At 60.8% G+C, this 23,880-nt stretch carries 21 protein-coding genes; 12 read left to right on the top strand and 9 right to left on the bottom strand.

Features of this window, described 5'->3' with window-relative positions:
* From cphA to H4V96_RS15935, 8 genes are all read left to right on the top strand, one after another.
* Positions 1 to 2,577 carry a cyanophycin synthetase gene (gene cphA / locus H4V96_RS15900; protein WP_196854813.1) on the top strand — a complete coding sequence of 859 codons (2,577 nt, stop codon included), beginning with the start codon at positions 1 to 3 and terminating at the stop codon, positions 2,575 to 2,577.
* 123 nt (positions 2,578 to 2,700) lie between these two features.
* The gene (locus tag H4V96_RS15905; protein WP_280721047.1) at positions 2,701 to 3,012 is read left to right on the top strand and encodes a hypothetical protein; all 312 of its coding nucleotides are present in this window, start codon (positions 2,701 to 2,703) and stop codon (positions 3,010 to 3,012) included.
* Between the two features lie 45 nt (positions 3,013 to 3,057).
* The gene (locus H4V96_RS15910; RefSeq protein WP_280721048.1) at positions 3,058 to 3,192 is read left to right on the top strand and encodes a hypothetical protein; all 135 of its coding nucleotides are present in this window, start codon (positions 3,058 to 3,060) and stop codon (positions 3,190 to 3,192) included.
* Between the two features lie 56 nt (positions 3,193 to 3,248).
* Positions 3,249 to 4,571 (top strand): aspartate aminotransferase family protein, encoded by a 1,323-nt coding sequence (locus tag H4V96_RS15915; protein WP_196854811.1) that lies wholly within the window; start codon positions 3,249 to 3,251, stop codon positions 4,569 to 4,571.
* 200 nt (positions 4,572 to 4,771) lie between these two features.
* Positions 4,772 to 7,009 carry a serine/threonine-protein kinase gene (locus H4V96_RS15920; protein WP_196854810.1) on the top strand — a complete coding sequence of 746 codons (2,238 nt, stop codon included), beginning with the start codon at positions 4,772 to 4,774 and terminating at the stop codon, positions 7,007 to 7,009.
* Between the two features lie 17 nt (positions 7,010 to 7,026).
* Positions 7,027 to 7,566 (top strand): hypothetical protein, encoded by a 540-nt coding sequence (locus tag H4V96_RS15925; protein ID WP_280721049.1) that lies wholly within the window; start codon positions 7,027 to 7,029, stop codon positions 7,564 to 7,566.
* Positions 7,567 to 7,995: 429 nt separating this feature from the next.
* Positions 7,996 to 10,695, top strand: a complete 2,700-nt coding sequence (gene mutS / locus H4V96_RS15930) for a DNA mismatch repair protein MutS (RefSeq protein WP_196854808.1) — start codon at positions 7,996 to 7,998, stop codon at positions 10,693 to 10,695.
* Positions 10,692 to 11,750: a hypothetical protein gene (locus H4V96_RS15935; protein WP_196854807.1), complete on the top strand. Its 1,059-nt coding sequence runs from the start codon at positions 10,692 to 10,694 to the stop codon at positions 11,748 to 11,750. Before mutS ends, H4V96_RS15935 begins: the two co-directional genes overlap by 4 nt.
* Positions 11,751 to 12,153: 403 nt before the next feature.
* Here the strand turns inward: H4V96_RS15935 and H4V96_RS15940 are convergent, their stop codons facing one another.
* Positions 12,154 to 12,705 carry a peptidylprolyl isomerase gene (locus tag H4V96_RS15940; protein ID WP_196854806.1) on the bottom strand — a complete coding sequence of 184 codons (552 nt, stop codon included), beginning with the start codon at positions 12,703 to 12,705 and terminating at the stop codon, positions 12,154 to 12,156.
* Between the two features lie 93 nt (positions 12,706 to 12,798).
* Here H4V96_RS15940 and H4V96_RS15945 point away from each other — a divergent pair, with 93 nt between their 5' ends.
* Positions 12,799 to 13,920, top strand: a complete 1,122-nt coding sequence (locus H4V96_RS15945) for a cupin domain-containing protein (protein WP_280721050.1) — start codon at positions 12,799 to 12,801, stop codon at positions 13,918 to 13,920.
* Positions 13,921 to 14,273: 353 nt separating this feature from the next.
* Positions 14,274 to 14,528 carry a hypothetical protein gene (locus H4V96_RS15950; RefSeq protein ID WP_043462404.1) on the top strand — a complete coding sequence of 85 codons (255 nt, stop codon included), beginning with the start codon at positions 14,274 to 14,276 and terminating at the stop codon, positions 14,526 to 14,528.
* A gap of 171 nt (positions 14,529 to 14,699) precedes the next feature.
* Here the strand turns inward: H4V96_RS15950 and bamC are convergent, their stop codons facing one another.
* From bamC to H4V96_RS15990, 8 genes are all read right to left on the bottom strand, one after another.
* On the bottom strand, positions 14,700 to 15,893 hold the full coding sequence (gene bamC, locus H4V96_RS15955; protein WP_010400510.1) for an outer membrane protein assembly factor BamC: 1,194 nt from the start codon (positions 15,891 to 15,893) through the stop codon (positions 14,700 to 14,702).
* 81 nt (positions 15,894 to 15,974) lie between these two features.
* Complete coding sequence (dapA, locus tag H4V96_RS15960; RefSeq protein WP_010400512.1) at positions 15,975 to 16,853, bottom strand: 4-hydroxy-tetrahydrodipicolinate synthase; 879 nt, start codon at positions 16,851 to 16,853, stop codon at positions 15,975 to 15,977.
* A gap of 84 nt (positions 16,854 to 16,937) precedes the next feature.
* Positions 16,938 to 17,510 (bottom strand): class I SAM-dependent methyltransferase, encoded by a 573-nt coding sequence (locus H4V96_RS15965; RefSeq protein WP_010400513.1) that lies wholly within the window; start codon positions 17,508 to 17,510, stop codon positions 16,938 to 16,940.
* 42 nt (positions 17,511 to 17,552) lie between these two features.
* Entirely contained in the window at positions 17,553 to 18,230 is a 678-nt protein-coding gene (locus H4V96_RS15970; protein WP_196854804.1) for a site-2 protease family protein, read from the bottom strand.
* Positions 18,231 to 18,450: 220 nt separating this feature from the next.
* The gene (locus tag H4V96_RS15975; protein ID WP_196854803.1) at positions 18,451 to 19,074 is read right to left on the bottom strand and encodes an L-threonylcarbamoyladenylate synthase; all 624 of its coding nucleotides are present in this window, start codon (positions 19,072 to 19,074) and stop codon (positions 18,451 to 18,453) included.
* Between the two features lie 38 nt (positions 19,075 to 19,112).
* A complete protein-coding gene (htpX, locus tag H4V96_RS15980; protein WP_196854802.1) occupies positions 19,113 to 19,997 on the bottom strand; it encodes a protease HtpX in 885 nt (294 codons plus the stop codon).
* A 200-nt stretch (positions 19,998 to 20,197) separates the two neighbouring features.
* Positions 20,198 to 21,031 carry a 3',5'-nucleoside bisphosphate phosphatase gene (locus tag H4V96_RS15985; protein ID WP_010400517.1) on the bottom strand — a complete coding sequence of 278 codons (834 nt, stop codon included), beginning with the start codon at positions 21,029 to 21,031 and terminating at the stop codon, positions 20,198 to 20,200.
* Between the two features lie 102 nt (positions 21,032 to 21,133).
* Entirely contained in the window at positions 21,134 to 22,012 is an 879-nt protein-coding gene (locus H4V96_RS15990; RefSeq protein ID WP_196854801.1) for an alpha/beta hydrolase, read from the bottom strand.
* A 226-nt stretch (positions 22,013 to 22,238) separates the two neighbouring features.
* Between H4V96_RS15990 and H4V96_RS15995 the strand changes: the two genes are divergently transcribed.
* Positions 22,239 to 22,763, top strand: a complete 525-nt coding sequence (locus H4V96_RS15995; protein WP_196854800.1) for a gamma carbonic anhydrase family protein — start codon at positions 22,239 to 22,241, stop codon at positions 22,761 to 22,763.
* A gap of 4 nt (positions 22,764 to 22,767) precedes the next feature.
* A complete protein-coding gene (hslO, locus tag H4V96_RS16000; protein ID WP_196854799.1) occupies positions 22,768 to 23,745 on the top strand; it encodes an Hsp33 family molecular chaperone HslO in 978 nt (325 codons plus the stop codon).
* Positions 23,746 to 23,880: the final 135 nt, after the last annotated feature.

Genomic DNA, 23,880 nt, shown 5'->3' on the forward strand with positions numbered 1-23,880 from the left:
ATGGAAGTATCTCGCGTACGGGCCTTGCGGGGCCCTAACCTCTGGAGCCACGACACCGCCGTGGAAGCCATTGTTTCCTGCACCGCGCAGGAACTCGACATTGCCCAGCTGCCCGGCTTCGAAGCCCGTCTGCGGTCGCTCTTTCCACAACTGAGCCCGCTGCAACCGCTGGGCAATTACAACGCCGCGCCGATGGCGCAGGTGCTGGAACTGGCGGCGCTGGGCTTGCAGGCGCAAGCCGGCTGCCCCGTCACGTTCAGCCGCACCACGCCGACGCTGGAAACGGGCATCTTCCAGGTCGTCGTCGAATATTCGGAAGAAGCCGTCGGCCGCCTGGCCCTGGAACTTGCGCAAAAAATGTGTCAGGCTGCACTCGACGATGCGCCGTTCGACCTGGCCGGCGCCCTGTACCAGTTGCAAGAACTCGATGAAGACGTGCGTCTGGGCCCTTCGACGGGCGCCATCGTCAACGCCGCCGTGGCACGCAATATCCCGTTTCGCCGCCTGACCGAAGGCAGCCTGGTGACGTTCGGCTGGGGCAGCAAGCAGCGCAAGATCCAGGCCGCCGAAATGGATGGCACCAGCGCGATTGCCGAAGCCATCGCGCAAGACAAGGAACTGACCAAGAAGCTGCTGGACTCGGCCGGCGTGCCGGTGCCGCAAGGTCGCGTCGTCATCGATGCGGATGACGCCTGGGCCGCCGCCTGCGAGATCGGCTTGCCCGTCGTCGTCAAGCCCAAGGATGGCAATCAGGGCAAGGGCGTCACCGTCAATGTCACCACGCGCGAACAGCTGACGGCCGGCTTCCTTGCAGCGCAGGAGTTCCGCGACGACATCCTCGTCGAGCGCTATCTGCCGGGCCACGATTTCCGTTTGCTCGTCATCGGCAACAAGATGGTGGCAGCTGCCCGCCGCGACCCGCCGCAAGTGGTGGGCGACGGCCAGCACACGGTGCGCCAACTGGTCGAGCAGGTCAACCTGGACCCGCGCCGCGGCAGCGGCCACGCCACCTCGCTGACGAAAATCCGCTTTGACGACATCGCCCTGGCCAGCCTGGCCAAGCAGGGCTACGTGGCCGAATCGGTGCCGCCCGTGGGCCAGCGCGTGATTTTGCGCAATAACGCCAACCTGTCGACGGGTGGCTCGGCCACCGACGTCACCGTCGACGTGCACCCGGAAGTGGCGGCGCGCGCCGTCGCCGCCGCGCACATGGTGGGCCTCGATATCTGCGGCGTGGACGTGGTTTCCGAGAGCATTTTAAAACCGCTGGAAGAGCAGAACGCCGGCATCGTCGAAGTGAATGCCGCGCCGGGCCTGCGCATGCACCTGGCGCCGTCGTTCGGCAAGCCGCGCCCCGTGGGCGAAGCCATCATCGCCGCCATGTTCGCCGAGGGCGACGATGGTCGCATCCCCATCGTTGCCGTCACCGGCACCAACGGCAAGACCACCACCGTGCGTCTGATCGCCCACCTGCTCACCACCTCCGGCCTGCGCACAGGCATGACCAACACCGATGGCGTGTACATCGAAGGCCGCCAGATCGACAGTGGCGACTGCAGCGGCCCGCGCAGCGCGCGCAACGTGCTGCTGCACCCTGACGTCGACGCGGCAGTGTTCGAGACGGCGCGTGGCGGCATGCTGCGCGAAGGCCTGGCTTTTGACCGCTGCCAGGTTGCCGTGGTGACGAATATCGGCGCAGGCGACCACCTCGGCCTGAACTACATCACCACCGTGGAAGACCTGGCCGTGCTGAAACGCGTGATCGTGCAGAACGTGGCCGACAGCGGCGTCGCCGTGCTGAACGCCACCGACCCCGCCGTCGCGCGCATGGCCAAGAATTGCAACGGCACGGTGACCTTCTTTGCCGCCGACAAGACGCATCCCGTGATGGCCACGCACCGCGCACAGGGCAACCGCGTGGTGTACGTGGAAGACGGCAAGCTGGTCGCAGCGCAAGGCCAGGAACGCCACGAGATCGCCCTGTCGCAGGTGCCGATCACGCGCAATGGCGCCATTGGCTTCCAGGTCGACAACGTCATGGCTTCGCTCGCCGCCGCCTGGGCCGTGGGCCTGGACTGGAAAACCATCGCGCTGGGCCTGAAAACCTTTGCCAATGAAGCCGATAATGCGCCGGGCCGCTTCAATGTGTTTGACTATCGTGGCGCCACCTTGATCGCTGACTACGGCCACAATCCGGACGCCATCCTGGCGCTGGTGCAGGCCGTGGAAAGCATGCCGGCCAAGCGCCGTTTGGTGGTGATCAGCGGTGCCGGCGACCGCCGCGACGAAGATATCCGCCAGCAAACGGAAATCCTCGGCGCCGCCTTCGATGACGTGTTGCTGTACCAGGACCAGTGCCAGCGCGGCCGCGCCGACGGCGAAGTCGTGGCACTGCTGCGCCAGGGCTTGAACGGCGCCAAGCGCACCAGCCATATCGATGAAATCAACGGCGAATTCGTCGCCATCGACAAGGCGCTGGCACGCTTGAACGAAGGCGATCTGTGCCTGATCCTGATCGACCAGGTGGAAGAAGCGCTGGCGCACATCGCCAAGCGCGTCGCCGAAGCATCAGCATAAGTACTGCATCAGCAAGCACGAGGGCGGCCTGCGGGCCGCCCTTTTTTTGCCTGATGGAATCTATCCGTCAGTGCAGTGATGTGGCGCAAGGTGCCGCCGCCGGGACACTTTTATGCTGGCAACTTGACTAGCGAACGCGGCGGGGACAGCATGCGCGATGCACGACAGCTTGATGCACAATTATTCCAGCCCGATATCCCGGTGCGGCTCGACATGCGCACGACGGCGCTGCTCGAGCATGCACTGGCCTTGCAGAAAATGGCCGGCACGGCCGCCGCCGCCCTGTTCCTGCACTGCCACGACGTGCCGCTGCCCATCGCCTTGCGCGTGCTGACCACGGCAGCGCGCCGCCAGCCGGCAGGGCCGCATCAGTTTGCCCGCCTGCGTCCGCGCACGACGACGCTGGCGCAGGGCTTGCCGCTACCGACGTGCTGACCAATCCTGTTCCGTCGCCGCAAGCTATTAATCTGAGGCACGGCCATGCAGACAGCGACACCCCACGCCCGCCACGCCGCACCGATAAACCTGACCAAGGTGCATCTGGCGCAGCAGCTGCGCTTTGCCCGCTGGCAGGAACTCAACACCATTTTTGTCGAACGCCTGCGCGCAGAATAGGCCCACTCTGCGGCCCACTCTGCGGCCCTCTCCCCAGCCGATAAGAAAGCGATGCCATGAGCCATGTCTTCCACCGCAGCCTGACGGCCAATTACCCCATCGCCACGGGTGGCGATGGCCCTTACCTGATCGATGCAGATGGCAAGCGCTACCTCGATGCCTGCGGCGGCGCGGCCGTCTCCTGCCTCGGCCATGCAGATGCAGCCGTGATCGCCGCCGTGCAGCGGCAGATTGCCAGCATGGCGTACGCGCACAGCGCATTCTTTACCAGCGAGCCGATGGAGCAGCTGGCCGATTTCCTCGTCGCCCGGGCACCAGCCCGCATCGACAGCGCGTATTTCGTCTCGGGCGGCTCGGAAGCGGTGGAAAGCGCGCTCAAGCTGGCGCGCCAGTATTTCGTCGAACGGGGTCAGCCGCAGCGCCGCCACATCATCGCGCGTCGCCAGAGCTACCACGGCAACACGCTGGGCGCACTGGCTGCGGGCGGCAACGCCTGGCGCCGCCAGCAGTTCGAGCCGCTGCTAGTCGACGTGACGCATGTATCGCCCTGCTACGCCTGGCGCGAGCAGCTGGCCGATGAAACGGATGCTGACTACGTGGCGCGCCTGGGCCAGGAACTGGAAGACAATATCGCCGCACTGGGCGCGGAGAACGTCATGGCCTTCATCGCCGAACCCGTCGTCGGCGCCACGGCCGGCGCCCTGCCCGCCGTCACCGGCTATTTTGCGCGCATGCGCGACATTTGCCAGCGCCACGGCATTCTCTTGATACTCGACGAAGTCATGTGCGGCATGGGCCGCACGGGCAGCCTGTTCGCCTGCGAACAGGAAGCCATCACGGCCGACCTGATCTGCATCGCCAAGGGCCTCGGTGCCGGCTACCAACCCATCGGCGCCGTGATGGTATCCAAGGACATCCGCGACACCATCCGCGCCGGCACGGGCTTTTTCCAGCATGGCCACACCTATATCGGCCACGCCACGGCCTGCGCCGCTGCCCTGGCCGTGCAGCGGCAGATCGAAGAGCGCGATTTGCTGGCCAATGTGCGCGCCATGGGTGGCTTGCTGCAAGAGCGCTTGCGCCAGCGCTTCGACGACCATGCGCACGTGGGCGACATCCGCGGGCGCGGCCTGTTCCTGGGCCTGGAACTGGTGCAAGAGCGTGCCAGCAAGCAGCCGTTCGACCCAGCCCGCCGTCTGCACGCGCGCATCAAGGCGCACGCCATGCAGGGTGGACTGATGTGCTACCCCATGGGCGGCACCATCGACGGCCAGCACGGCGACCACATCCTGCTGGCGCCGCCCTACATCATAGCCGCCCGCCACGTCGATGAAATCGTCGACAAGCTGGGCAGGGCTATCGATGCTTGCGTGGGCTAGCCGCACAGGCCTGCGGCAGGCACGCCACAGGGATGTGCCAAGCAACTTTTGTTCTATCTTTGCCAATATTAATTGACTTATGCGAAACAATAGTTTTAAATCAGAAGGTTACTCAAAATCAATCATCTTGGGCATTCAAACATCGCATTGACCCTTTCGATGATGGATGCCCGCGGTGATGCACTCCAAAGCCAAGGAATATGGAACTGCTAGACTCCCTGCGTCAAACCCCGTCGCAAGACGACACGATCAGCGGGCACTACGAAGTGCGCCGCTTGCTGGGCGAAGGCGGTTTCGGCCATGTATTCGAAGCCTGGGATGCCAAGCTGTGCCGTAGCGTAGCGCTCAAGCGCCTGAAACCGCAAGCCGACGTGCTGCATCCGGAAAAACTCATCAATGAAGCGCGCCTGGCCGCCTCGCTCAAGCACGCCGCCTTCGTGCGCATTTTCGCCATCGAGGGCCAGGGCACGAGCCAGTCCATCGTCATGGAACTGGTCGAAGGCCAGACGCTGGGCCAGTTCATGCACAGCGGCAAGGCGGACCTGCAGGCCGCACTCGACATCGCCTACCAGATCGCCGACGCCATGGACGAGGCGCACGCCATGGATCTGGTGCACGGCGACTTGAAACCATCGAACCTGATGCTGGAGGCGGATGGCAAGGTACGCATCCTCGACTTCGGCCTGGCCCGCCACATCGACCCGCAAGCCACGCAAACGACCACCCTGTGCGACTTGCAGGGCACCATCGCCTACATGGCGCCCGAGCGCCTGATGGGCCGCCTGCCCGACACGCGTGGCGACGTGTATGCCTTGGGCGCCATGCTGTACGAAATGCTGGCCGGCCAGCGCCACTTCGCCCACCTGAACGGCCTGGCCCTGGCCGCCGCCCACATGCAGGCGACGGAACCGTGGCCCGACCTGCCGGAATCGATGCCGCCCACCATCAACGCCCTCGTGCGCGCGATGACGGCGCACGACCCGGCCGAACGGCCACGCACCATGCGCGACGTGCGCGAGGCGATAGGCGCGCAGCGCGGCGCACCGCTGACCTTGACCATGCCACTTACCGACGAGACGCCCGCGAAGGAAGAACCACCCGCCAGCGTCTCCATCCGCCTGTCCCTGCCCCGCAAGCGCACCCTGCAGTGGGGCGCGGGCCTGGCACTGCTGGCGGTGCTGGCAGGATGGCAGCTGCCCAATATTATTCCTGCCGTCAAATCGTTCGTCACGGGCGAGGAAGCACCTGCGCCATATTCGGAAATGGCCAGTATGGCGGCGGGGATGGAAGCGTTGCGGGTGTTTGATCGCGATACGAGCCAGGCGCAGGCCATCGAGCATTTTAGTACGGTGCTCAAGCATAATCCGACGAGCGCAGTGGCAAATGCAGGACTGTCACTTGCCTACAGTTTACGGTATATCAGCAACGGTCGCGATGAAACGTGGTTGCAACGTGCCGCTGTCACTGCAGAACAAGCATTAACTGCGGACAACCAAGTAGCCCTTTCGCGGGTAGCACAGGCCTGGGTTTTGGAATTCAGAGGTAAGCGTTCGGAAGCAATGGGAGAGGCCAACGCCGCGCTCAACCTGGATCCCCATAATCTGCTGGGTCTCTATGGCAAAGCACGCCTGCTTATGCATGCGCAAAAGTTTGACATGGCCAAAGACTTACTGGAAAAAGCCATTGAGAAATTTCCACAGGAACGTCTTTTCACATCCTTACTGGGAACTATGCATTACAAACTTGGCGATTATGACAGTGCTGAAAAATTATTTCGGAAAAGCATATCAATAGACCCGCAATCAACCAGCGCGTACGCGCAGCTAAACGCTGTGCTGGTACGCCAGAATCGCATTGATGAAGCATTGCAAGTTCTACAACAAGGACTGCAAATGCGCCCGAACTGGGAGCTCTACACTAATTTGGGAAATACTTTGTTTAACAAAGGCGACTACCTGGGTGCAGTACAGGCATTTGAAAATGCCGTATCAGAGAAAAAAGGTAATCCAGGAAACTATATCTTATGGGCCAACTTGGCAGATGCGCAACGATGGGTACCGGCTCAAAATGACTCTTCCGTCGATTCGTACAGAAGGGCAATTAATTTGCTCAAACCCTTACTGCTACGACTGCCAAACGATGCATCCTTCAATTCACGCATGGCTCTGTACTCTGCCTATGTTGGAGCAAAACAGGAGGCACTAACGCACGTGAAGCAAGCCGTGTCACTGGCAGACTTGCCAGACGTTCACTTCAGGGCAGCACTCACATATGAACTGATAAGCTCACGCGACGAGGCACTTGCTGCATTGGCACAAGCTCTCAAGCGCGGCTACCCTCTCAACCTGATCGAATCGTCCCCCGATCTGTTGGCACTAAGGCGAGATGCTCGCTATCAACAGTTACTTATCAATATAGAAAGAGCAAAGAAAAAATGACATACGAAGAACCCTGGATGAAGTTATCTGTCCATTTTGATGCGGATCAAACCACCAGCCAACTTGATTATGCCTTTACTTCGTGCGACGGCAGCGCAGACCCTCGTCACGGCGAATACATGGGAGGCGTGCACTTCCATCAAGGCCAGCATGTCTACCTTGAAGTCAACTGCTGCGGCTCAAAAAAGAGTGGTTTTACCTCGTTCCAGATCGTCGACTGCTGTCTCATCAGCGTGCCTCAGCTGACCCAAATCGGTCCGAATGTGCCAACCCGCTACTCGCAGCCGTCCCCCTTCCTGCAAGCAGTCGGCGCCACTTATCCAGTACAACTGGACTTTGAGTCCCACCTGCTGCCAGAAGATCCCAAACTGCCAGACTTACGCCGCATTCGCCAAGAATGGAAGCACACGCTAGACGTCGGGCATACGAAAGGGCGCTGGGAACTATCGTTCGTGCTGACCGTGCGTATCCTGCGTGGCGAACAGGCACTGCCAGAGCTACGGGTATTCTCGTTCGATCCAGAAGCTTCCGTTGGTGGAGACTCCGATTGGGGCTAAGGCCAATTGTGCAGGATGTGATGCGGGAAACGCAGGAGGCGGCTTAACTCGTGGCATGCAGCAAAAGTTACCTTATGAATAATTCGGCTTTCAATTTCGCAAGCCATCATCGTGAGATGGCAGCTAAGCAATAATTAAGCTGTAACGAAATCGAAGAAGTTTCTGACAGACTGCTGCCTGAAAAGTCCATCGGCAGATCCATAGCCATCTAATCGCCATCGCCTGACGCTGCGACACTCAGGCCGCGCCAACCTCCACCGGCGCGGCTTTTTCACATCCGCACGCAATACCCGCCCCGCCTGCCGAAAGCGGTAAAATGACGGCCTTGGACTCAAGCATCGCCTAGCAGCGCAGCCTTGAGCGCACATAGCACCCCCCATAGCCCGGCAGGCATGCCTTTCCTGCCGCCGGACCAACGACAAAGAACACATGACCACCGTCCCAAAAGAAATCAACGCCGCCGCGGCAAAGAAGAATTCCGCTGAAAAGCTTACCCCCATGATGCAGCAATATCTGGGCATTAAGGAAAATCACCCGACGATGCTGGTGTTCTACCGCATGGGCGATTTCTACGAGCTGTTTTTCGAGGATGCGGAAAAAGCCTCGCGCCTGCTGGGCATTACCCTGACGGCGCGCGGCGTGGCCAGTGGCAATCCGATCAAGATGTGCGGCGTGCCGTTTCATTCGCTCGATGGCTACCTGGCCAAGCTGGTCAAGCTGGGCGAGTCGGTGGCCATTTGCGAACAGATTGGCGACCCGGCCACTAGCAAGGGTCCCGTCGAACGCAAGGTCATGCGCGTGGTCACGCCCGGCACCCTGACGGATGCGGACTTGCTGCCAGAGAAGGCCGAGCGTCCGCTGCTGGCCATGTGCAGCATCACGCAGCGCAAGACGGTCACCACGGGCCTGGCCTGGCTGTCGCTGGCCAGCGGCGCTTTGAAGCTGATGGAGTTTTCCGGCGACAGCGGCACAGTGGCCGCGCGATTGCAGCAAGAACTGGAGCGCATCGTGCCGGCCGAAATCTTGAGCGGCGACAATGGCAGCCTGTTCGACGATTATGCGGGCACGCACATCAACCGCGTGCCGGACTGGCATTTCGATGTAGTCGGTGGCCACAAGGCCTTGCTCGATCAATTGGGCGTGGCGACACTCACCGGCTTTGGCGCCGATGGCCTCGGCGCCGCGTTTGGTGCGGCTGGCGCGCTGCTGCGCTATGCACAGTCGACGCAGGGACGCGGCTTGCAGCACGTGCGCTCCCTGACGACGGAAACGGAAAGCGAATTCATCGGCCTGGACGCGGCCACGCGGCGCAACCTGGAGCTGACGGAAACCATCCGCGGCCAGGAATCGCCTACGCTGTTCTCGCTGCTCGATCATTGCCGCACCGCCATGGGTTCGCGCATGCTGCGCCACTGGCTGCACCATGCGCGGCGCGACCAGAACGTGGCGCGCGCGCGCCATGAAGCGATCGCCGCGCTGGCGCAAAGCGAAGCGGCGGGGCCATTGGCCGCCACCCTGGCGCAAGTGCCCGATATCGAACGCATCACCACGCGCATCGCCCTGCTGTCGGCGCGTCCGCGCGACCTGGCCGCCCTGCGCGACGGTTTATTGCAACTGCCGGCTCTGCGCGAACAAGTCGTGCGCTGTTATAGGGGTGACCAATGCGGCCAGGGCGGCGAAACCGGTTTGCTGGCCGCCATCCACGCGGCGCTGGCGACACCGACCGCCTGCCTGGATTTGCTGGTGCGCGCCGTGGCGCAGGAACCGGCTGCCATGGTGCGCGACGGCGGCGTGTTTGCCACCGGTTTTGACGCCGAACTGGACGAGTTGCGCGCGCTGTCGGAAAACGCGGGCCAGTTCCTGCTCGACCTGGAAACGCGCGAACGCGCCCGCACGGGCATCGCCAATCTGCGCGTCGAATACAACAAGGTGCACGGCTTCTACATCGAAGTCACGCACGGCCAGACGGACAAGGTGCCGGACGACTACCGCCGCCGCCAGACCCTGAAAAACGCCGAACGCTACATCACGCCCGAACTGAAAGTGTTCGAAGACAAGGCCCTGTCGGCGCAAGACAAGGCCCTGGTGCGCGAAAAACTGCTGTACGACCTGCTGCTGGCCGAACTGGCGCCGCATATCGGCACCTTGCAGACCATTTCGCAGGGCCTGGCCCAGCTCGACACCCTGAACGCGCTGACGGAACACGCGCAGCAGCACAACTGGGCCGCGCCGCAACTGGTCGACGAGCCGTGCATCAACATCGTCGAAGGCCGCCACCCGGTGGTGGAAAAGCAGATCGAACGCTTCATCGCCAACGATTGCCGCTTCGTCAACGAACGCCGTTTGCTGCTGATTACCGGCCCGAACATGGGCGGTAAATCGACCTTCATGCGCCAGGTAGCCTTGATTACCCTGCTCGCTTATGTGGGCAGCTACGTGCCGGCCGCGTCCGCCACCATCGGCCCCATCGACCGCATCTTCACGCGCATCGGCGCCACCGACGACCTGGCGGGCGGACGCTCGACCTTCATGGTGGAAATGACGGAATCGGCCGCTATTTTGAACGGCGCCACCGAGCACTCGCTGGTGCTGATGGATGAAGTGGGCCGTGGCACCTCGACCTTCGACGGCCTGGCCCTGGCCTGGGCCATCGCGCGCCATCTGATCGATACCAGCCGCAGCTTCACCTTGTTTGCCACGCACTACTTTGAGCTGACGCAATTGCCGGACAGCCACCCGAGCGCCGCCAACGTGCATTTGTCGGCCGTCGAACACAAGGACAGCATCGTCTTCCTGCACGCCGTGCAAGCAGGCCCCGCCTCGCAAAGCTATGGCTTGCAGGTGGCGCAGCTGGCTGGCGTGCCGCAGCCGGTGATCAAGGCGGCGCGCAAGCACCTGGCGCGCCTGGAAGCGCAGGCGCTCGACGCCACGCCGCAGCGCGACCTGTTCTCGCTGCCCTCCGCCGATCCATATGCGCAAGAGGAAGAAGAGGAAGCGGCACCGCTGGCCGTGCTGAATGCGGCGCAGCAAGCCTTGCTCGACGCGATCACCGACCTCGATCCCGATGCGCTCACGCCGCGCGACGCGCTGGAACAGTTGTACCAGTTGAAACGGCTGGCTGCCGCATGACCATGCGGCGCAGCATGGCCAGCCTACGCCTGTGCCTGCTCGCTGCCGGCCTGCTGGTCGCCAGCCTGCCCTGGCAAGCGGCGCTGGCCGCCCCGGGCGGGCAGGCAGGCTTCGAGTTTGCCGTGCTGGGCCACTCCTTCAACGCGGGGCCGGACGATGGCCCCCTGAAAAAAGCCATCGCCGACACCAGCGCCTTCAATGCCTCCTTCGTGGTGGCCACCGGCATCAAGGCCGCCAGCGAGTCCTGCAGCGACAAGCTGTACAGCCAGCGCAAGGATGTGCTGGACGCCAGCGGCCCGCCGCTGATCGTCTCGCTATCGGCCAGCGACTGGGCCAACTGCCGCAATTCGCGCGGCAGGGTCAACGCCATCGAACGCCTGAACCGCTTGCGCGACGTCTATTTTGCCGACGACCAAAGCCTGGGCCAGCACAAACTGACCCTGTCGCGGCTGTCCTCGACGGCGAAGTTTCGCAGCTATGCGGAAAACGCCCACTGGGAATACGGCGGCGTGCTGTTTGCCACCGTCAACCTGCCCGCGAATAACAACCATTTCTTGCCAGAAGCGGGACGCAACAGCGAATTCGAAGACCGACTGGTCGCCAACCGCTCTTGGCTGCAGCGCCTGTTCGCCATGGCGCAGCGCAAGAAACTCGACGGCATCGTGCTGTTTTCCGATGGCGACGTGGGCGTGCTGGACGAAGACGATAATTCGCTGCTGCCCAGCTTCAGCGCGAAGCAGGATGGCTTTGCCGGACCGCGCAAGCAAGTCCGCACCCTGGCGAAGAAATTTGGCGGCAAGGTTTTGCTGGTCGATACGCAGCGCGCAGGCGAGGCGAACGGCAAGGACGGCAAGGACGGCAAGATTGGAAAGGCTGCCGCCAGGGCCGGCGGGCCGACTATCAACTGGAAAGGCAACCTGGGCCACGTCAGTATCGACAACGACTGGTCCGCCATCGCCGTACGGCCCGGCAAGACGCCATTCTTTGAGGTACGTCAACGGGCCACGCGGCCATCAAGGCAAGCGCGCGTCAAGGCGTCTACTGTACGCAGGTAAACATAAAGGCTGGCGCAAGGCCATAGCGCCGTTCAGTTAAGGATTTTGGCGTGATTGATGAGCGCCAGTAAATTCGCTAACCCCAGAGGCAAAGAGCTGGGGTCGGTCACTCCGTGATCGGAATGTGCTCCATTGAAGCACATTCCCCCGCCGGGTCCGACTCCTGTCCTGGTTCTTGGGCTAAAAATAGCATCACTAACACACTAACTGAACGGCATTAGGCGCAAGGCCAGCCTTTATTTATCGAACAACAGGCGTCACGACCAACAAACGTCACGACGCCTGACAAAACCGTAGCGAGCAGCTGCGCGGCGTGGCCGAGAAGCGCAACCGTACTCTAGTACGGTGAGCATCGCCGGCCGCGTCCCGCTGCGCGCAGTAGGTTTAGTCAGGCGTCTTCATATTAGTGGATGGGGTGAGTGCGGAAGTGATCGCCTTCGTCGCCTTCGCCTTCATCATCTTCATCGCCATGGTCATGGCCGTGTGCGCCATGCACGTGGCCATGGGCGATTTCTTCGTCGGTGGCTGCGCGCACGTCAGCGACGGTCAGCGAGAAGCGCAGCGCGATACCGGCCAGTGGATGGTTACCGTCCAGCACAACCTTGTCGTCGGCGATATCGGTGACCGTGAAGATCATCGCCTCTTCGTCCGGCGAATCGCTTTCCGGCATGCCTTCGAACTGCATGCCAACTTCCAGCGGCTCAGGCAGGCGGTTGCGCGGCTCGACCTTCACCAGGGCTGGGTCGTATTCACCGAAAGCATCATCCGGTTCGATCTGGATCGTGTTGGCGTAGCCAACTTCCTTGCCATCGAGTTCTTCTTCGATCTTCGGCAGGGTGTTTTCATAATCACCATGCAGGTAGACCATAGGCTGACGGCCATCTTCGATCAGATTGTCTTGCGCGTCTGACAGTTTGTAGTTGACAGTCACGACCGTATTTTTGGCAATCTTCATTATGCTTCCTTTCATTGTATAAGCTGACAAATTATACCTTCACGCCGCCCACGGCAGGCGCATTCCTGCATTTCCGGTTGTTATAATGGGCGCATGAAAAAATTAACTCTCCTCGGCGACATCACGCCGGCGCAATTCCTGCGCGACTACTGGCATAAAAAACCCTTATTGATCCGTCAAGCCGTGCCTGGCTTCAAGGCGCTGTTCGATTTCAAGGCCCTGGCCGAACTGGCCACCCTCGATCACGTCGAATCGCGCCTGGTCAGCCATGCGGACGGCCACTGGAATATGCAGCAAGGTCCGTTGACCAGCCTGCCTTCGCTGAAACAGAAGGAATGGACCCTGCTGGTGCAGGGCGCCAACCTGCACAGTGCCAAGGCCGACGCCCTGCTGCGCCAGTTCCGCTTCCTGCCAGATGCGCGCCTGGACGATCTGATGGTCAGCTTCGCCACCGATGGCGGCGGCGTAGGCCCGCATTTCGATTCCTACGACGTGTTCCTGCTGCAAGGCCAAGGCAAGCGCCACTGGCGCATCGGCGCGCAAAAAGACCTGAGCCTGATCGACGGTTTGCCGCTGAAAATCCTCAGCAACTTCACGCCCGACGAAGAATTCACGCTGGAACCGGGTGACATGCTGTATTTGCCACCCCACTACGCGCACGACGGCGTGGCCATCGGCGACTGCCAAACGTATTCGATCGGCTTCCGCTCGCCCACGTTCCAGGAACTGGGCGAAGCGTTCCTGCAATTCATGGCCGACTCGATCGACTTGCCGGGCATTTACAGCGATCCCGACTTGAAAGCATCGGGCAAGCCAGCGGAAATCCCGCGTGAAATGCTCAGCACCATCACGGAAGAAATCAACAAGGTGCGCTTCACGGAAGAAGACGTGACCATTTTCCTCGGTGAACACCTGTCGGAACCGAAGCACAATGTGTTTTTCACGCCGCTGTCCAAGCCGCTGACGGTGGGCCGCTTCGCGGATGCCGCACAGAAAAAGGGTGTCGTGTTGTCGCGCAAGACGCTGATGCTGTATCGTGGCAAGAATGTCTTCATCAATGGCGAATCGTTTGCCATTGGCAAGGCTGATAAAACAGCCCTGGAAACCCTGGCCAACGAACGCGCGCTCGATGGCGCCGCCGTGGCACAGGCTTCCGATGACGTGATGGATGCCTTGTATACCTGGTATCAGGATGGCTGGATCGAACTGACCTGAATGATCGTGACGCAGCAAAGTGGTATGGCGACAGATGAAATGGCAACATCTGCGCTAGCGCAATGAAAAATATTATTTTTATATCGTTTTGTCGTGCTTGCGCAAATCGCTTACACTTGCTTGCAATTTGCTTCGGCAAATATTGCGATATCACAAAATAGTTGCGAATTTGCCTCTTGCTCCTATTGCGACGCACCAAAAATCGCTATAATATTCGGTTAGGAAGTTTCCGTTGTCTGGCAGGCACCACCTGGTACGAAAAGCCTTCGAAGACGACCTAACGAGCGATAATTACCGGTAATTATTCATCGCAACAATATTGATTTAATTTTTGAAATAATTAAGGAAAACAAATGAAAAAATCCCTGCTGATCGCCTCCCTGATGGTTGTTGCTCTGGCTGCTTGCAGCAAAAAAGAAGAAGCTCCTGCACCAGCACCAGTAGTTGAAACCCCAGCACCAGCACCAGTAGTTGAAGCTGCTCCAGCCGCTGCTGCTGACGCTGCTGCTTCGGCCGCTACCGACGCTGCTGCTGCTGCTTCGGCTGCCGCTTCGGCCGCTACCGACGCTGCTTCGGCTGCTTCGGCTGCTGCATCGGCTGCTAAGTAATTTAGCACCCTGCACTAAAGAAAGCCGGCCTTCGGGCCGGCTTTTTTGCGTCCGCAGTTTTATCCACAAGATAAAACTGCGGCAGTCAGCATCAAAAAAGGCTGGCGCGGTTTCCCGGGCCAGCCTTCTTAATACGCGGCAAGTTTTTCAAACCTGCCGCTGTCGCAGCACTTATTTCAACTGCTCGTTCAGCAAGCCCAGGATCTTTTCTGCCACTGGCGAAACGTCAGGCTTACCTTCATTGCTGAAGATGCTGACCAAACTGGTCGAACCGTTACCGGCCTTGACCAGGACGCGGTAGCGCTGCGCTTCCTTATCCTTGTCCGATGACGAACCCCAGCTGAACAGTTTCGAGAAGAAACCATCTTTCTTGACCGCGTCCGGATCGACATAACGCACGAAATACGTGCCTTGCGTGCGGTCGCGGTCTTCCACGGTAAAGCCAACGCGGTCCAGTGCCAGGCCGACACGGCGCCAGGCGCGGTCGAAACCTTCATCGACTTCGATGGCGCGCGCCGGTGTGGCGGCGTCACCCACCAGCTTGGCGTGCTGCGGCTGCACGATGGCGGCATCGACGGCCGTCTTCGCTTGCGCATCGTCGCTGGCCGCGCCCAGGCGCGTCATCAGCTTGGCCAGGAATTGCGCTTCCAGGCCAGGATCGTTGGCACGCGCGGTCCAGGTGGTGCTTTCCTTGTCGCGGCCGGTGACAACCTCTTCGACGCCACGGTGGCTGATGTAGATCTCGGTCGAGCCGTCGGCCAGGCGCTCCACGCGGGTACGGAACTTGTCTTTTTCACCCGTCGAGTACAGCGCATCGAAAGCCTTGCCTATCGTGCTGCGGATAATGTCCTGCGGCACCTTGGCACGGTTTTCATTCCACTCGGTTTCCATGATGCCAGCCGTCGGCTGGTCGATGGCGACGCTGAAGCCGGAATCTTCCCAGAACTGCTTCAGTTGCGGCCACAGCACTTCAGGCGACTGCTTGACGACCAGCCAGCGCTGGTTGCCTGCGCGCTCGACCTTCACGCCACCGGCCGTGACAGGCACGACGCCCACCACGCCGTCGGCGCCCACAACGACAGGCGTACCTGCCGCGGCGTTGCGCTGCGCGTTGTAACCGGAAGCCGTCGCCACGCCGTTTTTCGCGTCCGGCAAGGAGTAGCGGTTGTCCTGCTGCAATTGCGTCAAGTCAGGCGGCACGTCCAGGGTGCTGGCTTTCTTGACCGATTTGTAATCGACCTTGTCGCCGCCGACTACCGAACTGATCATGCCGCAGCCGGCGAGGCTGGCTGCGATGGTGCCGATGACGATGCCACGGATGGCGATGGTGGCAGGCGCCGATTGGTTTTTCTTGCAATTAGTCATGTCGTAACTGGATAAGAAGCTAAGTAGCAGCTGGAATCAGGGAAGGTCCGGACTGGTCGAGTCCGGGCTTGAGGTTCGGCCTTAAGACAGGAGACCGGCGTCGCGCAAGGCATCGCGTACGGTAGCATGGCAATTTTCAGCCAGTGGCACCAGTGGCAAGCGCAAGCCAGCCGGCATCAGGCCCATTTCGGCCAGCGCCCATTTGACGGGCACCGGGTTGGGCTCGACAAACAATTTCTGGTGCAGAGGAAAAACTTTGTTATTGATGGCGATCGCCGTGGCGCGCTCGCCCGCCATGGCTGCAACGCACAGTTCGTGCATGGCGCGCGGCGCCACGTTGGCCGTCACCGAGATGTTGCCGTGGCCGCCGCAGAACATCAGCGCCATGGCCGTCGGATCATCGCCCGAGTACACGGCGAAGTCGGCCGGCACGAGGCGCAGCAAGTCGATACCACGGCCGATGTTGCCGGTTGCATCTTTCACGCCGACGATATTGGCGATGGCGGACAGGCGCACGATGGTGTCATTGCTCATGTCGGCAACCGTGCGGCCAGGCACGTTGTACAGGATGACGGGAATGTCGACGGCTTCGGCGATGGCCTTGAAGTGCTGGTACATGCCTTCCTGGGTAGGACGGTTGTAGTACGGCACCACTTGCAAGACAGCATCGGCGCCCGCTTCTTTCGCGTAGCGCGTCAATTTGATGGCCTCGGCCGTGGAGTTGCCACCGGCGCCGGCGATGATAGGAATGCGTCCCTTGGCATGTTCGACGGTCAAGCGTATCAGTTCGCAGTGCTCTTCCACGCTGACTGTTGCCGATTCGCCCGTCGTGCCAACGATGACGATGCCGTCCGTACCCTCGGCGATATGCCAGTCGATCAGCTTGCGCAGACCTGGAAAGTCCAGACTGCCGTCTGCGTGCATCGGGGTGACGATTGCTACAATGCTGCCCTTGATCATAGTAAGTTTATAGCGCCGATAAATAAAACAACGATTGTAGCGGATAGCCCGCGCCTGTGGTGCATTCTGACATAGTATGGCCGCTCAAAACGTCGGCAGCAGGGCAGCCAGCCGTGGAAAATCCGGCCGAACGGCACAAATTCGTTGCACCAGAGCAGCTTTTGGCTGTTCCACGCGCCCATCCTCGTACGCCACCACGCGCAGGCCGTGCTGCACCGCCCAAGTCAGCATTTCGCCTTCCTGCAACAGGAATTTCGGATTCGACGGCTTGCCGAACTGCTCATTGCCTTCCGCAAACGTTTCATACAGCAGCACGCCATCGACTGCCAGGCTGGCGAGCATGGCTTCGAGCAGGGGCCGATGCAGATAATTGGTGACGACGATGCCGGCAAAGCGGCCGGCAGCGAACGGCCACACGGCGCCCGGTGCCTCCAGGTCCACCAGCGAGGTGGTGATGCCCGTGCCAGCAGCCTTTTCCAGCATTTCCGGATCGTGGTCAAGTGCGATCACAGGATGGCCCAGGCTCACCAGGTGGCGCGCATGGCGGCCGGCGCCGCAGGCCAGGTCCAGCACTTCGCCGCCCGGGATCAGGGGTGCCCAGCGGCGCAGCCAGCCCGAAATCGTCTCAGTTTCCAGTATTGCTTCAGTTACTTGCATCGTTACTTCCATCGATTATGTGCGTCCATCCAGTGGCGTGCATCAAGTCAATAACGCCGTCAGTGGCGTGACCAGGGTGACAAAAATGCCAATGACAAATTCGATCGCCACCAGCAAGGCGCGGTTCAATATGCCCGTGTACATCAGCAGCACCAGGGCGCCAAACACATACAGGCTGTGGCGCTCGATGCTGGCGTAGGGACGCGCCAGCGACATCGGCAGCAAGCCCGTCATGATGCGCCCGCCATCGAGGGGCGGCACGGGAATCAGGTTAAAGACGAACATGGCCGCATTCACGCTGACGCCAGCACCGGCCATCTTGCGCAAAAACATGCCCATCTCCGTCGGCGGCAGGACGCTGAGGACGACAAAGGCGATCATCCAGCCCAAGCCCATGAGGAAATTGGCGCCAGGACCGGCAAACGCCACCCAGGCCATCTGCTTCTTCGGATTGCGCAGGCGGCTGAAATCGACGGGCACCGGCTTGGCATAGCCAAACGGCACCTGGATCGTAAAAAAGAGTATCAAGGGCAGCAATATGGTGCCGAAAGGATCGATATGTCGGATCGGATTGAGGCTCAGCCTGCCCTCGTTCGAGGCCGTCGGGTCGCCGAAATAGCGGGCGGCGTAGCCGTGCGCTGCCTCATGCAGGGAAATGGCAAACAGCACCGGCACCAGGTACACGGCAACGGTCTGGACTATCGTATTGAAATCGCTCATGACCGCGATTCTACCAGAGGCGTGCAGATGGCTTTCTTAGACGGCAATTAAAGGCAGCTGTCAAAACCTGCTGGGCGTCGTCATTTGCGCCCTGCGATGCCCAGCGTACCGAAGTACGGCTGCGCTTGCCGGGCACAACTGACTTGTGCTCGCTGCGGTTTTGTCAGGCCTTGCAACGATAGCTAAATACGGGCAGGCCATGCTGGTCTGCCGCATCGACTTACAAACCCAGCACGGCCTGGTCGCCGCGTCCCACGCGCACCACTTCCGGCTCGGCCCCCGTCAGGTCGATCACCGTGCTGGGGCCGTGCGCGCAAACGCCACCATCGATGATCAGGTCGACCAGTTTTTCCAGGCGCTCGCGGATGGTATCGGCATCGGTCAGACTGTCTTCGTCGCCGGGCAGGGTCAATGTCGCACCGAGCAGCGGCTGGCCCAGCTCTTCCAGCAGGCATTGCACGATACGGTGCTGCGGCACGCGCAGGCCGATGGTCTTGCGCGAAGGATGGCTGAGGCGGCGCGGCACTTCCTTGGTCGCTTCCAGGATGAAGGTGTAAGCGCCCGGCGTGGCCGCCTTGAGCAGGCGGAACTGGCGGTTGTCCACGCGGGCGTACACGCCCAGCTCGCTCAAGTCGCGGCACAACAAGGTCAGGTGATGCTTTTCATCGACGCCACGGATGCGGCGCAGGCGCTCGACGGCGCCCTTGTCGTCGAGCTGGCATACGAGCGCGTAGCAGGAATCGGTGGGCAAGGCCACCACGCCGCCGGACTGGATGATCTGCACTGCCTGCTTGATCAGGCGCAATTGCGGATTCTCAGGGTGGATATGAAAAAATTGACTCATGTGTAAGCGTTCTGGCGAACCAGCTTGTTAAGTTAGCATCATTGTACGCCGCGCAGCGCGGCAATGCGTTGTTCGAGAGGCGGATGCGTGGCAAACAGTGCGCCCCAGCCGCCATTGCCGCCGCTGATGCCCAGTGCCTGCATCGATTGCGGCAGTTCGCCCGGCGCTACGCCACCCAGGCGGGCCAGCGCATGCATCATCGGCGTCGGGCTGCCCAGCAGCTTGGCGGAGCCGGCATCGGCGCGAAATTCGCGCTGGCGCGAAAACCAGGCCACGATGATGGAAGCGAGCAAGCCGAAGATGACTTCGCACACCATGACGGTGACGACATAGCCGATGCCGCGCCCGCCGCCTTCGCGGTTATTATTTTTCAACAGCACATTGTCGACAAAGAAACCCACCACGCGGGCCATGAAAACGACAAAGGTATTGACCACGCCCTGTATCAGGGTCAGCGTCACCATGTCGCCATTGGCGACGTGGGCGATTTCATGGCCCAGCACGGCTTCGACTTCATCGCGATTCATGCTCTGCAGCAAGCCGGTGGAGACGGCCACCAGGGCCGAATTTTTGAAGGCGCCCGTGGCGAACGCATTCGCATCGCCTTCATACACGGCCACTTCCGGCATGCCGATACCGGCGCGCTCGGACAGGGCACGCACGGTATTGACCAGCCACAATTCCGTCGACGACGTCGGGTTGTCGATCACGCGCGCGCCCGTGCTCCACTTGGCCATCGGCTTACTGATCAGCAGCGAAAAGATCGAGCCCGTGAAGCCCACCACCAGCGAAAACACCAGCAGGCTGCCCAGGTTAAGGGTGCTGCCGCGTGCCGGATTGCCCACGCCCAACAAGCTCAGGACGAGCGACAGCACCAGCATCACGGCCAGGTTGGTGACGATAAAAAGGACAATACGTTTCATGGGCGATGGCTCCGGAAAGAGAGTAATGGCTAAAAGATAAGCATGCAGTGGCGAATTTCAAGCCTGCGCACATCCTGCACTTAATGCCTAAGAAAATCGTCGCGAGCGGATGTGAGTTGTGGCCGAGAAGCGGAGCTGTGCTTTAGCACAGTGAGCATCGCAGGCCGCAAGTCGCGCCGCGCAGTAGATTTTCGACGGCATTAAAACCAGTCGTGCCAGATGGGCGTGACGTTGGCCGGCAGCGGCGGCAGCATGGCAAAATCCACGCGCGCCTCGCCTGGTGCATGGAAATCCGTGCCGCGCGAGGCGAGGAAACCGTAAGCGTTGGCCAGCTGTGCGTATTGCGGATACTGGTCCGGGCTGTGACTGCCCGTGACGACTTCGATAGCCACGCCGCCAAGCTGCTTGAATTCATCGAACAGCACGCCTTGCGCCATGTCGCTGAAGCGGTAGCGTCCCGGATGGGCGATGACAGCCACGCCGCCCGCGCCGCGTATCCAGCCCACCGCCTGGGCCAGGGTAGCCCAGCGGTGCTCGACATAGCCGGGCTTGCCTTCCGACAAGTATTTCTTGAACACATCAGCGATATTCGCGCATTTCCCCATTTCCACGATGTAGCGGGCAAAATGCGTGCGCGACATCAAATCGGGATTGCCGACAAATTTCAAGGCCCCTTCATAGGCATCAGGGATACCGGCCAGGTCGAGCTGGCGGGCGATTTCGCGACCACGCGCGTCGCGCCCCGAGCGTGTTTGGTGCAAGCCCTGTACCAGGCCAGGATTGTTTTCATCGACTTGCAAGCCGACGATGTGCACGGTCTGGCCGGCCCAGGTAATGGAGATCTCCACGCCGGCCACGAAACGCATGCCCAGGTCCAGCGCGGCCGTGCGCGCGGCGGCGACGCCGGACACTTCGTCGTGGTCGGTCAGCGCCCACACGTCGACGCCCGCCTTGCGCGCATACGCGGCCACGGCAGCGGGCGCGAGTACGCCATCGGAAATATTCGAATGACAATGCAGGTCGACTTTAAGCATACGAAAACAATACCCCGCAAGAGCTCAACATGAAAGAAGTTTTTATTGTACGCTGCTTGCCAGATAAGGAAGTCGCCTTAAAGACACAGTGGCGCCAGCGCATTACTGCGCCAGAAAAGTTTCCACCAGGCGCGCCAGCTGCGCTGGCTGGTCATGGTGCAGCATGTGGCCCGCGTCCAGCATCATCTCGCAGCGAACATTCTCGATACAGGCCAAACGACGGTCGATTTCGATGCGCGCCTCTTGCTTGGGTCCCATCCATTGCCACATATTCGTATCATCGGCTTCCACCCACAGCACGGGCGCCGTGATGCGGCGCCAGCATGCCATCACTTCTTCCACCTGGTACAAGATGGGATGGACGCGCTTGTGCTGCGGGTCGCCCAGGATGTCCCACTCGCCCGCCTCGTTCTGCGCCGACCAGTGCTCGGCCAGAAAAGCCGCGCGCTCATCGGACAAGCGCGGATTGGTCTTTTGCAGGCGTTCCGCCACCGCTTTTTGGCTAGGATAGCCGCGCATGGCGGGCGGCTCGCGCAATTCGTCCAGCCACTTGGCGTAGTGGCCGGGGGCCTGCTCGGGCCGGGTCGCCATCATGCCGAAGCCTTCCAGGTTGATGAAACGGCTGATGCGCTCGGGCCGCACGCCCGCGTACAGGCCGGCCACGTTGGCGCCCATGCTGTGGCCGAGCAGTTTAACGGGCGCCTCCGGCGAATAATGCAGCAGCATGGCATCCAGGTCGGCCAGGTAGTCGGGGAACCAATAGGTATCGGACTGCGTGTAATCACTGAGGCCAAAACCGCGCCAGTCGGGCGCGATCACGTGCCAGTCGCCAGCTAACTCGTCGACGACGAACTGAAACGAAGCGGCCACGTCCATCCAGCCGTGCAGCATGAACAGGATAGGGGCACCTTCGCGGCCCCAATGGCGCACATGCGTACGGGCGCCGCGGATATGGATGAATTCGGAACGGAAAAGTTTCATGGATTTCATCTGATTGCCTGCCTTGAAAGTGACGCCGATGGCGCCACATGCTGTCTCTGTCAATAGTAAGGATATAAAAGTACGAGCGTTCTATAATTATACCGGATTGGCGCTTGGTACCAGGATTTGTCCTGCAACAGCGTAAAATAGCGTACATAACAGGCAAGCAAGCAAAACTTCCGCGTCCGGCCTAGCCCGGCGCTTCCACCACCGCCACAGGCTAACGATGACACTCTACCAATTGGGCGCCGATGCGCCGCAGATTGACGCTTCCGCTTTTGTTGCCGACACGGCCAACGTGATCGGCAAGGTGACACTGGCAGCGAATACGTCCGTCTGGTTCGGCGCCACGATTCGCGGCGACAATGAACGTATCACCGTGGGCGCCAACAGCAATGTACAGGAAGGCGCCGTGCTGCACACAGACCCTGGCTACCCGCTGATCATCGGCCAGAACGTGACCATCGGCCACCAGGCGATGTTACACGGCTGCACGATAGGCGATGGCGCCCTGATCGGCATCCAGGCGGTGATCCTGAATGGCGCAAAGATAGGCAAAGGCTGCCTGGTCGGCGCAGGCGCCCTGGTCACGGAAGGCAAGCAATTTCCCGACAATATGCTCATCATCGGTTCACCGGCGAAAGCCGTGCGGGCCCTGACGGCAGACGATATCACCAGACTACAAGGCAACGCCGTGAACTATGTGCAACGCGGCCAGCTATTTAATACGCAACTCACGAAGATTGGATAAGAGAATGACGACTGAAACCACGGGCGCCGTCAGCGCTGCCACCACCGAGGATACGCTGCAAAAATTTATTTTCGATAACGCCGCCGTGCGCGGCCAGTTCATCGACGTTTCCCATGCCTGGCAGGAAGTGGTATCGCGCCACGCCTACCCGACGGCCGTGAAAAAAGTGCTGGGCGAAATGGTCGCTGCGGCCGCCCTGCTGTCAGCCAACCTGAAATTCAACGGCTCCATCATCATGCAAATCCATGGTGACGGTCCCGTGCGCCTGATGGTCGTCGAGTGCGATTCCGACCTGCGCCTGCGCGCCACGGCCAAGCTGGACCCGGACGCCACCATTGCCGATGTCGCCACCGTGCCGCAATTGCTCAACGCCACGGGCAAGGGCCGCTTCATCATCACCCTGGATCCGGCCGACAAGGTGCCAGGCCAGCAACCGTACCAGGGCATCGTGCCGCTGGACGGCGACGACATGGCCACCGTGATTGAAAACTACATGTTGCGTTCGGAACAACTCGACACGCGTTTGTGGCTGGCCACAGATGACAGCGTCTCGCGCGGCCTGCTGCTGCAAAAGCTGCCCCACCATGGCGGCAAGGCCGAAGCGACGCCCGTCTCGGAAGAAGATGCACTGGACACCTGGCACCGCGCCGTGATGCTGGCGTCGACCTTGAAAGAGGAAGAAATCCTCGCCACCGATATCGAGACACTGATGCAGCGCTTGTTCTGGGAAGAAACAATCCGCGTCTTCGAGCCGCTGCACCCAAGCTTCCATTGCAGCTGCACGCGCGAAAAAGTCGGCAATATGCTCAAGATGCTGGGCCAGGAAGAAGTCAACAGCACCTTGGACGAAGTGGAAGAAGTGGGCGTGAACTGCGATTTCTGCGGCCAGCATTATGCCTTCGACAAGGTCGATTGCGCGCAGCTATTCATCACGGATGCGCCGGCCGAGGTGTTGATACCCCCCGCAGCAAGTATTAACTAACTAACTAATTAATTAACTAATTAACCAATTAATTAATTGCAATAGTCCCCGCGCCGCCGCTCAGGCGGCGCTTTTTTTCTACTGTCATCTTCCCGTCATCAGTTCGTCATCAGCCCGTAACGCGCGGCCGTTACG

Origin of the sequence: Janthinobacterium sp. CG_23.4 (assembly GCF_029892305.1) — a bacterium.
Lineage (GTDB): Bacteria > Pseudomonadota > Gammaproteobacteria > Burkholderiales > Burkholderiaceae_D > Janthinobacterium > Janthinobacterium lividum_D.